The following is a 15,804-nucleotide window of genomic DNA, read 5'->3' on the forward strand; positions in this document are numbered from 1 at the left end:
CGCCGCGCTGGCGGCGTTCAGGCGAACCGAGAGTCGCTGGAGTTCCTGGCGCACATCCTCCGCCGTTTCGTTCTTGACCGCCGCGCCAGCGTCCGGTCCCTGGAAGGCTTCCCAGGGCTTGGGCTGAATGGCGGGTTCTTCCCCCTCGGCTTCATGAAGTAATCGGCTGATGGCCACACCGGCGGCCAGTTCGGCAGCAGGGTCCGGCTCCGAGGCGAGCGCGGCAGTGCCTGCGCCGGCCGGGGCCAGGCGGTTCTCACCCAGCACGGCCGCAACGTCGGCCGGTATCGGCCGGCTGAGGCTGGCTACGAGCGAGACTGGCCATAGCCGCATGTACGGATTCTCGCCTCCCAGATAGCGGTAGGCGACGGCGGCCGTTGGGTCATCGGCTGCACATCGATGCAGCGCTTCGACCCCCCGGGCATTCTCCCCTTGGCGAATCCAGTGCAGGGCCTGGACGAGCCGGAAGGCAAGCGTCTCCGGCCAGCGGCGGGCGCCGCGCTCGGCGTGTGCCAAAGCCGCTTCGGGCTGCTCGTCGGCGAGGGCAGCCTTCATGGCGATCAGTGTTGGGAGCGGGAGATCCGGATCAGCGACAAGCACCTCGCCTGCCAGTCGCCGGGCGCGATCAGAGTGGCCTGAACGGAGGGCGGCCAGAGCCTCGGCCATCGAGACTGCCCAGACGGGGGCCTGCTCCGGGAGAGGCGTCAGCCGCAGGGCAAGGGCACAACACTCGAAGATCCGCGCCCTGGCGGCCATTCCCTGAGCGCGCAGGATGGCGGCGAGGGCCTGGTTGGCAACCGGGTCTTCCGGGTCTACCACGACCAAGGCCGCCAACCGCCCACTGGCGAGCTCTTCGAAGCCGAGCTCCCCCTCGGCGGCGGCGAGCAAGCGGGTGACCTCTCGGTCGCCGGGCCAGGCACTCAGCCAATCGGCCGCCACGTGCCGGATGTAGTCCGGTCGTCCGGCGAGCTTGGCAGCGTTGAGCACAAGAAGCAGGTTTGCGCGATCAGTCATTACAGCACCGCCTGGAGCGGGATAGCGCCGTGCACCAATTCAAGGGCGCGGACGGCGGCCAACTGATGAAGGGTATCGGCGTCTTGCGGGTCGAGCTCGACGGCCCGCTCGAACATGCGACTGGCTTTCGGATAATCCTTGATGCTGCGCAGGACGGCACCTGCATGGAAGTGAGCCGAGGCGCTCCCTGGGTCAAGAGCGATTGCCCTGTGGAACTGCTCGAGGGCGCGGCCGAATTCCCTGCGTGCCTCGTAGGCCAGGCCGAGTTCGACGGCCGCTTCTGCCCCGGAGGGGGCGAAGGTCGAGAGCACGTCGATGGCCCGGTCGAGCTGGCCCAGCTTCCGAGCCAGACGGCCGAGGGCGACCCGGGCCTGCGCCGCACGCGGAGCGAGGTCTACGGCCCGCTCCGAAGCGGCCAGCGCTCCCGCAAGGTCCCCGCTACCCTCGCGCGCATCGCTCAATGCCAGCCACAGTCGCTCGTCCTCGGGGTACTCGTTCTGCAGGCGTTCGATCTGCAGGATCGCCTCGGCGTACTTTCCGATGCGGATCATCACTGCCAGACGACCGAGGTGGGCGGGCAGTGGCTCGACAAGCTTGGCGGCGGCGCCCTCGTAGGCCTGGAGTGCCTTGTCGTGCTTGCCCACGGCCGCATAGATATCCCCTACGGCCATCAAGACCCTGGCATCGTCGGGGCTCAAGCGGTACGCGGCCTGGATCAACTCGCTGGCTCGCTTCGCGTTTCCTTTTCCGTGGGAAGCGAGGGCAGCCCCGACCCAGACGTGTGGATCCTCCGGCAGCAGGCCGCAGGCCTGGTCGAACCAAGCCTGTGCCAGGCTGAAGCTCTGCGCCTCGAGGGCAGCGGCACCGGCTTCCTTCCAGATTCCGCCGACCCGGGGCAAGCTCTCGAGCACGGGTTCATACTCATGAACCGCCGAGGCCGGCTGACCGGCTTCGGCCAGGGCGCGGGCGTACGCCAGGTGGTAGTCCTGCCTCTCAGGCGCCAGGGTCACAGCTTGCTGGAAATGAGGCAGTGCCCGCTGGCGGTCGGCGGAGTCGCCGTAAGTGGACCCCAATTCGAAATGCCAAGCCGCTTCCTGTGGCCAGGCGGCGAGCGCCTGGTTGAACTCACTGATGGCGGCCTCCTCCTGTCCGAGCTGAAGGAAGGTCCGGCCCCGGAGCATGGCCACCAGCGGTCGCAGCGCGGCAGAGAAGGCGGCGGCATGGTAGCAGTCAAGTGCCAAGGCCGGAGCTCCCTGGCCGGCGTGCGCCATGCCTTGAAGCAGATCCGTCCATCCACTGCCGGTTGGCGAGACCAGCCGCAATGCATCCAGCGCCTCCGCCGGAAGCCCGGCGCGCAAGCAGGCGATGCCCAGGGTCTGCGCCGAAAGGATGTCCAAGGACTGAGCGAGGGATTGCCTCAGGGCGGCACGTCGGCCTTCGTCGTTCGCAAGTCGGTACAAATCCGCGCGAGGCTTCAGCGTGCTCAGTTGGCTGGAGTAGGCAGGCAGCTGCGACAGGCTTTCTTCGAGCTGTGTCCACCGATCCCATGCCTGGATATCGAGCCAGGATGCACTCGGAGCGTGCGCCGCAGCCCCGACGAACGTGAACAGCCAGGCAGCATCAGCGAGACGAACGAGGCCGTCCAGTGCTTCCAGCTGGGTGTCCTCGGAAGGGCTAGGAGCGAGCAGATCGGGCCGAAGCACATGCTCCCACCCACCGACCTCGCGGGCTGCGCGCGAGATCCACCACCGATCGGCCGGGCTGGGGTCCTGGGGCAGGGTGGCCTGGGCGAAGGCGAAGCCTGCTTTCTCTGTCTCTCCAAGTTGGGCGTGAGCCAGCACCCGCAGGCAAGCGTGCGCGACCACGGGAAGGGAGTCACTGGACTCTGAATCCAGCAATGCCAGGACCTTGCCCGGCTGCCCAGAGCGGAGCAGGCAATCGGCCAGTGACAACCGGGCCTGGGGGTCTTCGGGGGTGCACTCCAGCGCCAGCTCGAGCACAGGCTGGGCGTCGGCAATTCGCCCCCGCGCCAGGAACGCCTGCCCGGCAGCGACGAGAACCTGGGGATTGGCTGGAAATGCCGTCAGCGCTTCACGGTACGCCGCGGCAGCTGCCGGTAGATCGCCTGACAGGCCGAGCTCCCGGGCGAGGGCCAGATGGGTTCGTGGGTCTGTCGGAGCCGCCTTCACCGCCCGGCGATACAGCTCGGTGGCGGCCGCAAGGTGGCCGCAGGTGTGTTCGGCCTCGCCTGCGGCGAGGACAAACTCCAGGTTTGACGGTTCGAGATCGGAAAGGGCGGTCCATGCGATGCGGGCCTGTTCGCGATCACCGGTGAGGCCGGCGATCTCGGCCAATGCCAAGAGGGGAGCCGTTTCCAGCGGGGCGAGGCGATGGGCGCGCCGCAGGGCGAGCTCGGCGAGGGAGGCCTCTTTCAGAACTGCCAGCACTCCCGACAGGCGCAGCAGGAGGCCGGGATCATCCCGACTCAGGACGAGGGCATGCGCGACCGCGGCGCGTTGCAGGCCCGTGTGCTCCAGCTTCGCAGAGCTGTTGGCAAGGGACAGCCACCCCTCGAACTCGGCTGGTTCGAGTTCGACCAGGCGCTGGTATGCCTGGAGGGCGGCGTTGTCAGCCCCCGCCGCAACTGCAATCGACCCCAGCTGGCGGTAGACCTCCGGATTCGCGGGTGCCAAGCTAGCGGCCTGCTCGGCGAGCGGCATAGCCTTGTCCCACATCTCGCAGGCGGCGAACAGCCGGGCGAGCTGCAGGTGAAGCTGCATCGAAGCGGGGTGGGTGGCGCGCAGGTCGTTCAGTGGATCCAGCGCCAGCGCCGGCTGGTCGGCCTCCAGGGCCGCGTCTGCCAGGGCCAGCGCAGCCTTCAGGTGGGTCGGGGAGTCGGTTCCGGCCAGCTTGGCGACAGCAGCCAGGTAGTGCTGCGCGGCAGCGATGGCATTGCCAGCCAGCATCTGTGAGCGGGCGAACCAGTAGTGAGCTTCCGGTTCAACCGGCGGATGGTCCAGCGCAGCTGCTAGGTGCTTTGCCGCCCATGCAACCGAGCCCGAATCGCCGGTCTGCTCGGCGTAGGCAATTCCAACCCGTCCAGCCAGAAGGTGATCGACCCCTGGTGCCTCGACGGGAAGGTCGCGCAAGTGGCGATAGGCTTCGCTTGCTTGGCCTGTCTGCTCACAGAGGGCGGCCAACTCCATCCGAACAGCCGCGTCGTTCGGGAGCATCTCCGCCGCCCGCTGAAGGAGGAGAAGGGACTCCTCTGGGCGTCCGAGCTCGCGCAGCCAAGTTCCTGCCTGCCGCAGCCAGTTTCCTGGGGCAGGGTGGGATCCGACCGCGGTGACGGCGTGGGCGGCGGCTTCTGTCGTTCGGTCTCGTGCACGAAGCCAGTTGGCGTAGGCCATCAGCAGGTGGGGTTCCCCGGGGACAGCCTGGACGCCGGAGGCCAGCGTCGCGCCGGCGAGGGACTCCTCGCCGGCTGCCGCCTGCATGTCAGCCAGAGCGATCCAGGCTTGTGGCTGATCGGGATGGGCGCTGACAAGTGCGTGGAGCTGGCGGCGAGCCGTCTCTGGGTGACCCGAGGCTCCTGCCGCCCGGGCGAGCAGAATGTGCGCCTTCAGCGGTTGGTCGCCACTCGCCAGGATTCGATCGGCCAACTGGCGGGCGCAATCAGGGTCGCCCGCCTGCAAAGCGCATTCGGCCAGATCGGGCAGGTAGCGCGGATCCGCCTCCGCCAGGGCATTCAAAATCGGGAGGGCCTGCTGTGGCTTGCCTGTGGCCACCAGGCCAGCTGCCAGCACCTGTTGTGCTTCCGGCAATCCAGGCGCCAATCCGAGGGCCACGGTTGCGGCCTGGACGGCGTGTGCATCCTGTCCGCTGGCGGAGAAGAACTTGGCACGTTGGACCCAGGTGGAGGCTGAGGCCGGCGCCCGACGTGCCATCTCTGCCGAAACCGCTCCGGCGAGCCGAAAATTGCCGGCTGAAGCTGCCAGCTGCTCAGCCCGCTCGAGCCAGACCCACGGGAGATCTCTCAGCCGAGTAGGGCCTGCTGGCAGGTCTGCCAGCAGGCGAATGGCGCCTTCCCGGTCACCGCGCCCCAGAAGGGCGGCCGAGCGGGCGATGGATTCCTCAAAGGACTCGGGGTTGTCGGCAAGCATGTGAAGCGCTTGGTCAGCCTTGTCGAGGGTCGCCTGGCACCAGGCCAGAGCTGCACGGCGGCGAGGGGTAGCCGAGGCGCCGAGGGCCCGCTGCCGGGCCTCGAGGCTGAGCACCAGCTCTTGCTGGGCTTCGGCGAATTCGGCGAGACGATCGGCGATGTCGGCCGTCGCTTCCTGTGCCAGATCCCAGGCCTGCTGCAAGGCTCGGTGCCCCTCTTCGAGGCGGCCCGGCAGTTGGGCAGGGGAGGCGGTGGCGATAGAGCGAGTGAGGTCCTTCGGAGATCGGTCGTCCCGAGTCTCCAGGTCCGCCAGGCTGGCGGCTAGCCCATCCTCGCCAATCTGGTGCAGAGCCGTGATCGCTGGTGTGATGTCATCGCCCAGGGCCGCCCGCAGGCGACCGTCGGCGTCCTCTCGGGACTCGTTCGCCAGCAGAGCATTGACGGCGGCCTTCAAGAACGGAGCATTACGGCCGGTGAACGCTAACCCTAGGCACGCAGTCGGGTCAACCATGTCCGGCCAGGCACAAGCCAGCGCCTCGGCCCAGGAGTCGTCATCCCTCAGGTACTCCGACCACGGAGATCCGAGGTCATGCTGCGAAGACCAGACGATCGTCTGGCTCAACGTCGAGAGCCGCTCCAACGCCTCGGCATCCGTCAGCGGCTCGGTCTCACCAGCCAGAATCGAGTGCAGCTGGTCATCCGCCAGGCGGCGAAGGCGGACGCAGGCTGTCAGGATGTCCACAGGTCGAACATCTTCGATGGCTTCAGTGGCGAGAATTCGGGCCAGGGTATCCGGGTCGTGCATAGCGTTCCAGATAGTCGGAACGCGCAGCAGCCGGCCGAGCAGGGAGGCGCAGGCAGCGGGCGACAGGCGATGCCCGAACGCCTCGACGACGTCGGTGTCATTGAGCATCCCGTTCCTCACGAGGCCAGCAAGCCGGCCGGGGCGATCTGGGTGGTGACCCAGTAGGAGAGCAAGACCAGCAGCGTCCCGAAGGCGATCAAGAAGACGCCAATCCCGTTGGCGGTCCTGACCAGCTGGTTGATCGATAGGACAAGCTCGGAGGCACTGCTGACCAGGCCGCTGATTTCGTCGCCGATCCCTTTCTGGCCGAGCTTGGCAGTTTGTGCGGCCAACGTGCGGATCTCCTTACCGTAGCTGCGGCTGAGCAGGATGAAAGTGCCGAGCAGGATGAACAGAATCCCGATGGCGAGCATTGCCACCGCGATCACCAGCTGTAGGTCGTGGAGTGAAAGGGGAATCATGGCCGCCTCCTGCACAGAGTGTGTCTGGAGGCGGACGTTGCAACTAGCGTGCCAGTGGGTCCTTAGGCGGCCAGCGCCCGCAGCTCGGGTGGGAGGTGGCCCACGTCGATGATTTCCTCATCGCAAAAAAGCATGGCCCGCTCGATCGAATGCCGGAGTTCGCGGATGTTGCCCGGCCAGGGGTGAGCCTTGAGGGCGTCGACGGCCCGCGGCGAGATCCCGGCGATCTGGTTCCCGGTCCTCTGGTTGAGCTGCCGGATGAAGGTTCCAACCAGGGCCGGGATGTCGGCTGGGCGCTGGCGCAGGGGGGGCAAGTGGAGGTCAACCACTTTGAGCCGATAGTACAAGTCCTCGCGGAAGGCGCCCTCATGAATCATGGCTGGCAGGTCGCGGTTGGATGCCGCCAGAACCTGGACATCGACAGCAATCTCGGTGACGCCGCCGATGCGTCGAAAGCGCTGCTCGTCGAGCACGCGCAGCATCTTTGCTTGCATATCGGTCTTGGTCGACGAGATTTCGTCCAGGAACAGAATCCCGCCGTCAGCGACTTCGATCAGGCCGGGCTTGCGCTTGGTTGCGCCGGTAAATGCCCCGGCCTCGTGGCCGAAGAGTTCGGATTCAATCATCGTATCTGGAAGGGCGGCGCAGTTGATGGGCACAAAGGGCTGATTGGCACGCGGTCCGGCCTTGCGGATGGCCTGGGCCAACACTTCCTTGCCTGTGCCGGTTTCTCCGGTGATCAGCACCGAGGCGCACACTTGTGCGGCCCGCATCGCCTCGTCGTAGATCTGTTTCATCGCCGGTGTCTCGCCGATCACCCAATCGGCATCGGCCTGGGCAGCCCGCCGCAGCAGCGCCAGCTCCCTGCGCAAGGCGACCACTTCCTTGGCGCGATCCACGGCTTGCAGCAGGCGATTGAAGTCGACCGGCTTCTGTAGAAAATCCTGGGCGCCCTTCTTCATGGCTTCGACTGCGGTGTCGACCTCGCCATAGGCGGTGAGCAGAATGACCGGAGGCGATGGGGTTTCGAGCATGATCCGGTCCAGCAAGGTCAGGCCGGAGCCGTCGGGGAGCATCATGTCCAGCAACACGACGTCGGCCTGACCCTGGTCGATGAAGTGGGCTGCGTCCTTCAGGGTCCCGGCCTGCAGCGTCTCATAGCCGGCATCATGCAAGGCTTCGGCGACAAACGAGCGCGCCGTTTCTTCGTCGTCGACGATCAGAATCGTGGCTGTCATCTGCCCTTCCCGTGGCCGGCCGGCGGGCCCGAAGGTAGGCGAACGGTAAACAGAGTGCCGGCACCGGGGTACGACTCGGCCTGAATGCTCCCCTTGTGGGCTGCGACGATGCGCCGGCTGATGGCAAGGCCGAGTCCGGTGCCATCCTTCTTGGTTGTGAAGAACGGATCGAAGATCCGGGCGACCTGGTCGGCCGGAATGCCGGGGCCGGTGTCGGCGATCTGCAGCTCGACCATCTCGCTGGAGGCGGTAGCCGGTTTGGACGATAGCCGAACCGACAGCGTCCCCCCGTCGGGCATGGCCTGGATGGCGTTCGAAATCAGGTTGACCAGGACCTGCTCCATGGCCCGCGGGTCGGCCGGGACCTTCGGCAGGCTAGGCTGCAGCTCCGCGTGCGGGCGGATCTGCGCCTGCCCAAGGCGCGGCCGCCAGCGTTGCAGCAGCATCTCGACCATCCCCGCCAGGTCCACCGGCTCCATCTTGAGTTCCAGCGGACGGGCGAACAGCAGGACGTCGCGCATGAGTTGATCGAGCCGGTTGCATTCCTTGTGGACCCGGTCGAGGGAGGGGTACAGGGGATGCTGTTCGCCCAGCCGGGAAGCGACGAGCTGGATCCCGGTGCTGATGTTGTTGATGGGATTCCGGACCTCATGGGCGAAGATGGCGCTGACTTCTCCTAGGATCGCGCGCTGGGACAGGACCTCGCTCTGGCCCGCCAGCGCCTCCCTCTCGGAGAGATCCTGGATCGACACTGCCAGATAGACCTCCTCGCCGTGCTCGATCGGAGCGACGCGGATGTGCGCCGGGAAAGGGGTGCCGTCGCGGCGGTGCAGGATGAGCTGCGGGCGTTCACCGACACGGCGGTGCCCGGCGGCATCCAGTAGGGTCGCGGTCAGATCATCGGGGCTGATCAGAAGATCATTCACCGGCAGATTGATCAGCTCCACCGGCTGGTAGCCCAGCAGGTCGGCCGCAGCCTGGTTGCAGCGCCGGACCCGCAGGTCTCGGTCCAGAGTGAGGAAGGCCTCGGCGGCGACACCAAAGACGGCTTCGAGCTCACGCCCGGCTTGCCCTCCCTCGGCGGCCTGCGCCGTCGCTTGGGCTGCAAGGCCAGCCAGGCGTAGGGCTGCATGGGACAGGCTGGCCACCAGGCCCAGCAGGGCCGCTGCCTCCTGCGGCACCTGTTCGGCGGCTTTCCAGCCGGCGAAGGCCACGCCGATCCAGGCGTCCGGCTCTCCAATTGTGGCGGCCTGTAACGCTGCCAGGCCTGCGGCTCTGGCGGCCTTGTGGATCGGGTGGCTGGGACGTTGGCCGATCATCCACGTCGATTCTTGGCGGAGGGGCTCGAGTTGCGCCGGGGGCAGGGACGACGGGAAGCTTGCCGGGAGGTCCCCGACCCGCAGATACTCCGGGGCCGTCGGCGACAGTCGGTACATGCCCACGACGTCGCACCCGAGCAGGTCCCGCGCCAATGCTAGCACCCGCGCAGAGCTATCGGCGGCGTCGGCTTCCAGGGCGGCAGCCATGCCGCCCAGCGCGGACAGCCGGGCGCGCTGGGCTTGGTCTTGCTCGTCGGCGGTCCGGCGCTGAGCGGATGGGCGCAGGCGGGCGACGATCGCCGAGCGAGCCGCGCCGACCGCAACGGCACGTAGGTCCACCTCCAGGGGTCCGCTCGAGCGCCGCTCGAGCAGGGTGTCCTCGAGGATGGTTTCGCGGTGCGGAGTGGATGACCTCAGGCCAACAGCCACTCGCTGCCCCGGCTCGCCGGGGAACAGCAGGGTCAGGTCCATGCCCTCGACGTCGCTGCGGGCGTACTCCGAGATCAGCAGGAAGGCGTGGTTGCAGGTAAGCAGACGGCCGGCATCGCCGCTGAGCACGATCAGCGCGTCGTCGGTCGTGTCGGCCAACACGCGGAAGAGGTCTCGAGAAAGGTCAGGCTTGAACAGCCGGGCGATCGGGTTGGTCGAGGCGACGTTGGATGGCAACGCTCAGACTCGTACGGCGGCGTCCGAGCGCTTGCGGTGGCGCAGCCGGGCAGGCAGGATCCCTTCGATCGCCCGGTACTTTGCCACCGTGCGGCGGGCCACATGAATGCCGTCGCGCCCTAGCAGGACGACGATGTCGTCGTCCGTCAACGGCCGGTTCTCTTGGCTGACGATCTCCTTGATGCGGTCCCGCACCGACAGGCTGCGATCGAAGAACCGGTCGAGGGGGATGATGCGGCCGTCGGGCAGGGCGACGGATTTGTGGGACACGGCGCGGGACACCGTCGACTCATGCACGCCGATGACTCCGGCTAGCTTGGCCCGGGTGAGGGGCTGCAGGTGGCGATCTCCCTGCAAGATGAACTGGCGCTGCTGGTCTACCAGGATCTCCATCAGCCGGCGCATCGTGTTGTTGCGCTGTTGCAGGCACTTGACGAACAGGGCAGCCCTTTCCAGGTGACGCGACCACTCTTCTGAGGTGGGGGCATCAACTTCCGGCAATGCCTGGCGGAAGAGCGGGTTGACCCGCAGCCAACCGGCCAGCGGAGCAAAGATCTCGACCATCAAACCGCCGTCTTCGGCCGACGGGTTGTGGGTGATGTGAATATCGGGCTGGTGATACACCCCCGGTTCGCTGGCGCGGGGCTGGCGTCCAGACCCCCAGAAAGCGCGGGCCGGGTACGGGTTCAGGTTGCGGGTGATGAAATCGGCGGCCTCCCGTACCCGAGCGGGAGGTGTCTCGAGCTTGCGACCGATCCGGTCGTACTCGTGTCGGCCAAGCTCATCGAAGCAGGTCGCGAGGATGGCTTGAGCGGTCCGAGTTGTGGCGTTCTGGTAGGGCAGGTTGGCCAACTGGGACGCCAGCGCCTGGCGGGGGCCGGAAGTCGCCAGGCCGGGGGGATCGGCGGCGGCGATCCAGCCCAGAACCCGGTCTACCTGAGTCAGGCTGGAGCGTGTGGCCCGGGCGATCATGGCCGGCGGCTCCTGCAGGAACCCGTCCTCGTCGAGGCTGGCCAGAATGTAGGCTGCGATCGGCCGATCCGAGAGCTCTAGATCGGCGGCCAGCTGCTGCAGGACGTGCAGGCCCAGGTCCTCCGGTGCAGCCGGTTCTTGCTCGAGCCCCTCGCCCTCGGGCAAGTGCCGGCCGACGCCGGGCGACGCCTGTCGCGGCGAGAGAAAAACGACCGAATGATCGTCCCCCGAGGGGCGGGCACAATTGGGGCAGTGCCCACCGGCCAGCTTGCGGTGACAGGTGGGACAGACACGCTCTTCCACCAGCTCCAGCGCAGGGTTGCCTGACAGCTCCGCTATCACCTTGTCGCGCAGTTCGAGATTCGACAGGGTCAAGAGGCTCATCGTCTGCGCCAGGTGCGCCGTCGTGAGTGGCCGGAGGGAGGTATCTTGGACCTGAAGCATGGCTCGCCTCGCAGAGTATACAGGATGCCGTATGGCTGTGCAAACCCGTTGCAAGAAGCATGCCGCCCTGGCGATGGTACAATCGCCCTCCCATGGCATCTGAGGTGCTGGTCATTGGCGGGGGTCTGGCGGGGTCGGAGGCGGCCTGGCAGGCGGCGGAAATGGGCCTTCACGTCACGCTGGCGGAAATGCGGCCGCTCACGCCGACCGGGGCCCACCAGACCGATCGCTTGGCGGAGCTGGTGTGCTCCAATTCGCTTGGATCGAGCCTGCCGGACCGTCCCTCGGGTGTCTTGCTGGGGGAACTGCGCCGGCTGGACTCATTGCTGGTGAGGTGTGCGCAGCAAGTCTCGGTGCCGGCCGGGGGTGCGCTCGCCGTTGACCGAGCGGCGTTCTCGGCCTTGGTGACAGAGGCCATCGAGCGCCATCCGCGCATCCGCCTTGAACGCCGGGAGGTCCTCGAGATCCCGCCGGGCTGGGTGGTGTGTGCCACCGGCCCGCTGACCTCGCTGGCCCTGGCCGACTCCTTGGCCCGCCTAACGGGCGAGGCCTACCTGTACTTCTTCGACGCGATCGCCCCGATCGTTGAAGCCTCCAGCCTGGACATGCAGGTCGTCTATCGCGCCTCGCGCTTCGCCCGCGGCGAAACCCTCGCAGGCGATTACCTGAACTGCCCGCTGGATGAGGGCGAGTACGACGCCTTCGTCACGGCCCTGCGAACCGCCGAGCGGATCCCCTTGCGCCAATTCGAGCAGGACTTGCGGCACGGGGTGAGGGCGGGGGCCGGCACCTACTTCGAGGGCTGTCTCCCGCTGGAGGTGATGGCGGAGCGCGGTCCGAAGTCCCTGGCGTTCGGTCCCTTGCGTCCGATTGGATTGCGGGATCCACGAACTGGCCTACGACCCCACGCCGTTGTGCAACTCCGCCAGGAGGACCGAGAGGCAACCTCGTACAACCTTGTGGGATTCCAGACCAACCTGACCTACGCCGAGCAGCAGCGGGTCTTCCGGCTGATCCCCGGCCTGGGTTCGGCGCAGTTCTTCCGCTACGGCCAGATGCATCGCAACACCTTCGTCAACGCGCCCGCCGTGTTGCTGCCCACGCTTCAGCTGCGCCGACGACCTGATCTGTTGTTGGCTGGCCAGCTGTCGGGGGTGGAGGGCTACTTGGGCAACATTGCCACTGGCCTGCTAGCCGGGCGCAATGTCGCCCGATTGGCAGCCGGCGAGCCTGCCTGGATTCTGCCGCAGGAGACGATGATCGGGGCGCTGTGCCACTACGTGACTTCGGCCTCGCCGGATACGTTTCAACCGATGAAAGCCAACCTGGGGATTCTGTCGGGGTTGGGTGAGCAGGCACCGAAGGCGCGCCGCGAGCGGGCTAGCTTGTTGGCGAGGCGGGCGGCCGATTGCATGGAGAGATATTTGGGTGAGCACTCTCCTAGCAGCTATGCGCATAGCCACGACTAGCAGCTCCAATCTCTCAATCTACCTCCGGCCGCGACCGTCAGAGGCTACGCGCACTCTCGCGGCACTCTGCATTGGAGTTGCCCTAGGTTTGGCAGGTTGTGGGCACCCACAATTGTCGCCCGCTACACCAGGCGTATTCGACGGAGAGCGAGCGCTTGCGGACGTCGCAACCCAAGTCGGGCGGGGACCACGGATCCCTGGGAGTGCGGCGCACTTCCAGACGGGCGAGTGGATCCTGGGCGAGCTGCGGGCCGCCGGCTGGGAGACAAGCGTCCAGGAGTTCGCGTTTCGAGGTGTCCGGCTGCGGAACCTGATCGGCCGCGCCGGGCCTGCCAGGCCGGGTGGCATCCTGCTGGGCGCACACTACGACACGAGGCCGCAGGCTGACCGAGAGGCGACATCGACAGGTTCACCTGTGCCGGGCGCCAACGACGGAGCGTCCGGGGTCGCTGTGCTTCTAGAGTTGGCGCGCCTCCTTCCGATTGCTGACCTGAACCAGCCCGTGGCGGTTGTGTTCTTTGATGGAGAAGACAGCGGGCGGATCGACGGTTGGCCTTGGATCCTCGGCTCGACAGAGTATGTCGCCCGCAGCCAGCAACTACCGGCCACAGCGGTGATCGTCGACATGGTCGGAGATGCCGACCTGCAGCTGTACCTGGAGCAGAACTCCAACCCGGAACTGGCGGCTGAACTGTGGGGAATTGGCGAGGAGCTGGGGAACCAGGCCTTCATCCCCGTGCCCGGCCACAGGCTGGTCGACGATCACACCCCGTTCGTCCAGGCGGGGATCCCGGCCGTCGTCATCATTGACCTCGACTACCCCTACTGGCATACAACCCAGGACAGCTTGGACAAGGTCTCGGCCGATAGCCTGGCTCAAGTCGGTGGGACACTTTTGACCTGGCTCGAGCGCCTGGCCCTTGACTCCTGAGAAGCTGGGCGCCGTCGAATCGCGAGACCTCTGCCGGTCGCGCGCTGCTCTTGGTACGACTTCCCCCTTTGGAACCCACCCTCAGCGCGTAGCAGGTGCCCATGTCTCGCTTGACCCGTCACCGGGCCGAGGCAGCCGCCCCAGAGTTCTCATCAGGAAGATCAGTGAGGCGAGGGTCACATGCGCCCAACTCCGCCTCGGAGCGGGGCGCCCCTTGGCATTGCCGCCACGTGGCCGTACACTCTGGCCTTGGGCGCAGCCGGAGAAGGAGCGTTAGTGCCCAGGTCGAGGCTGGCACAGTACCACAGCAAGAAGGCGCCGATTGCCACCCGCAGCGAGCGCGAACGGGCGTTCCTGGTCGGTGTTGAGCTGGCGGATTCGGGCCGCCTGCTGGGCGTGGAAGACTCGCTGGCGGAGCTTGAGTTGCTGGCTGAGGCGGCCGGGCTGGTCGTCGTTGGACAGGCGACCCAGCGCCTGCGCACCCCCGACCCAAAAACCTTCCTGGGGTCGGGGAAGGTCAGGGAGGTGCAGAGCTTGGTCGAGGAGACTCTGGCCGATCTCGTCCTGTTCGACGATGAGCTATCGCCGCGCCACCAACGAGAGCTGGAGGACCTCTTCGGCGAGGACGTCCGGGTGCTCGATCGGACGGCCTTGATCCTGGACATCTTCGCTCAGCATGCTCGCACGCGCGAGGGCGCCCTCCAGGTTGAGCTCGCCCAATATGCGTACCGGTTGCCGCGACTGACGCGAGCCTGGACACACCTTGCCCGCCAAGCCGGCGGGGGTGCAGGCCGATCGGGCTCGGTCGGCGGGGTGGGCCTGCGCGGTCCGGGTGAGACCCAGCTGGAGGTTGATCGCCGCGAGATCGGGCGCCGCATGGCGCACTTGCGGCAAGAACTGGACAAGGTGCGTGCTCACAGACAGCGACACCGATCGCAGCGCCGCAAGGCCGCTCTGCCGACCGTCGCCCTGGTGGGCTACACCAACGCCGGCAAGTCTACGCTGCTCAACCGCCTTGCCCAGGCGGATGTCTTCGTCGCCGATCAGCCCTTTGCCACCCTGGATCCCACCACGCGCCGGATACAACTCCCGGGGGGGCGCCAGGTCCTTCTGACCGACACGGTGGGCTTCATCCAAAAACTCCCCACGGCCCTGATCGCCGCCTTTCGGGCGACGCTAGAGGAGATCGGGGAGGCGGACCTGCTGCTGCACGTCGTCGACATCACCCATCCCCATGCCCAAGCCCAGTCGGAGGCGGTGATGCGCACCCTCGAGGAAATCCAGGCGGGAGAGATACCGGTTGTGACCGCGCTCAACAAGATCGACCTGCGGCCGGATCCTGGATTCGCCATCGACCGGGTCGACGACTTCGAACGGGCCGTGCCGGTCTCCGCCCTGACGGGTGATGGGACAGAATCCCTGCTGAACGCGATCGAGCTAGAGCTGTATCAGGGGATGAGCGAGGTCGATGTGCGTATCCCGTACAGCGAGGCTCGGCTGGCGAGCCTAATGCGTGAGCAAGGCCAGTTGCTCGAGGAACGCCACCTGGCTCGCACCATCGTGCTCCGCGGCCGAGTCCCAAACCATCTGGTGTCAGCCTATCGCCCATTCATGAAGAGCGCCTCCGCCCGGCAGGCGAACGGCACCCAGGATACCGAGCCCGAATGAACCACCGGGTCGACACCACGATCCAGGCCGAGCTCCAGCATGCCCTGGAGGGGCGCGTCGACGGCCAGGTCCACTTCGACAAGATCTCGCGAGTTCTGTACAGCACCGATGCCTCAAATCATCAGGTCGAGCCGCTGGGCGTCGTCCGGCCGCGCTCTGATGAAGGGCTGCAGGCCGCCATCCAGGTCGCATCCGAGTTCGGGGTGCCGGTGATCGCCCGGGGCGCCGGCACCGGCCTGGCGGGCCAGGCCATCGGGACGGGACTGATCGTGGACACCGCCCGTTACCTCAACCGGATCCTGGAGGTCGACGTTGAGGCCCGGACTGTGACGGTGGAGCCTGGGGTGGTCCTGTCCACTGTCAACCAGGCCCTGGCGCCGCTCGGCTTCATGATCGGGCCGGACCCGGCATCGGCCGACCGTGCCACCCTGGGCGGCATGATCGGGACGAACGCCAGCGGTGCCCACTCGATCGCCCACGGAATGACGGCCGACCACCTGGTTGCGGCCGAGGTGTACTTGAGCGACGGCGAGGCGGTGCATCTGGGGTTGGTTCCGCTTGCCGACGCGATTCGGCAGAGCACTCTCGGGACGGGCCTCGGGCGGATCCTGCAGGCATGCCTGCACATTCGCCAGCTCCAGGCGAAGGAGATCGA

10 protein-coding genes are annotated in these 15,804 nt (G+C 67.0%); 4 read left to right on the top strand and 6 right to left on the bottom strand.

Annotated features, from left to right (window positions below; all coding sequences use genetic code 11):
• From MUO23_14805 to MUO23_14830, 6 genes are all read right to left on the bottom strand, one after another.
• Positions 1-1,014 (bottom strand): hypothetical protein (locus tag MUO23_14805; GenBank protein ID MCJ7514220.1); only part of this gene is annotated, 1,014 nt, incomplete at its 3' end.
• Positions 1,014-6,089: a tetratricopeptide repeat protein gene (locus tag MUO23_14810; GenBank protein ID MCJ7514221.1), complete on the bottom strand. Its 5,076-nt coding sequence runs from the start codon at positions 6,087-6,089 to the stop codon at positions 1,014-1,016. The genes MUO23_14810 and MUO23_14805, both read right to left, overlap by 1 nt.
• 8 nt (positions 6,090-6,097) lie before the next feature.
• Positions 6,098-6,442: a hypothetical protein gene (locus MUO23_14815; protein MCJ7514222.1), complete on the bottom strand. Its 345-nt coding sequence runs from the start codon at positions 6,440-6,442 to the stop codon at positions 6,098-6,100.
• Between the two features lie 62 nt (positions 6,443-6,504).
• Positions 6,505-7,680, bottom strand: a complete 1,176-nt coding sequence (locus MUO23_14820) for a sigma-54 dependent transcriptional regulator (protein ID MCJ7514223.1) — start codon at positions 7,678-7,680, stop codon at positions 6,505-6,507.
• Complete coding sequence (locus MUO23_14825) at positions 7,677-9,665, bottom strand: ATP-binding protein (GenBank protein MCJ7514224.1); 1,989 nt, start codon at positions 9,663-9,665, stop codon at positions 7,677-7,679. Before MUO23_14825 ends, MUO23_14820 begins: the two co-directional genes overlap by 4 nt.
• A gap of 3 nt (positions 9,666-9,668) precedes the next feature.
• Positions 9,669-11,021 carry a hypothetical protein gene (locus MUO23_14830; GenBank protein MCJ7514225.1) on the bottom strand — a complete coding sequence of 451 codons (1,353 nt, stop codon included), beginning with the start codon at positions 11,019-11,021 and terminating at the stop codon, positions 9,669-9,671.
• Between the two features lie 152 nt (positions 11,022-11,173).
• Between MUO23_14830 and trmFO the strand changes: the two genes are divergently transcribed.
• The 4 genes from trmFO to MUO23_14850 all read left to right on the top strand — a co-directional run.
• On the top strand, positions 11,174-12,550 hold the full coding sequence (gene trmFO / locus MUO23_14835; GenBank protein ID MCJ7514226.1) for a methylenetetrahydrofolate--tRNA-(uracil(54)-C(5))-methyltransferase (FADH(2)-oxidizing) TrmFO: 1,377 nt from the start codon (positions 11,174-11,176) through the stop codon (positions 12,548-12,550).
• 112 nt (positions 12,551-12,662) lie between these two features.
• The gene (locus MUO23_14840) at positions 12,663-13,481 is read left to right on the top strand and encodes a M28 family peptidase (protein MCJ7514227.1); all 819 of its coding nucleotides are present in this window, start codon (positions 12,663-12,665) and stop codon (positions 13,479-13,481) included.
• A gap of 276 nt (positions 13,482-13,757) precedes the next feature.
• Positions 13,758-15,149 (top strand): GTPase HflX, encoded by a 1,392-nt coding sequence (gene hflX, locus MUO23_14845; protein ID MCJ7514228.1) that lies wholly within the window; start codon positions 13,758-13,760, stop codon positions 15,147-15,149.
• Positions 15,146-15,804 (top strand): FAD-binding oxidoreductase (locus tag MUO23_14850; GenBank protein ID MCJ7514229.1); only part of this gene is annotated, 659 nt, incomplete at its 3' end. The genes hflX and MUO23_14850, both read left to right, overlap by 4 nt.

This window comes from Anaerolineales bacterium, assembly GCA_022866145.1.
GTDB lineage: Bacteria > Chloroflexota > Anaerolineae > Anaerolineales > E44-bin32 > PFL42.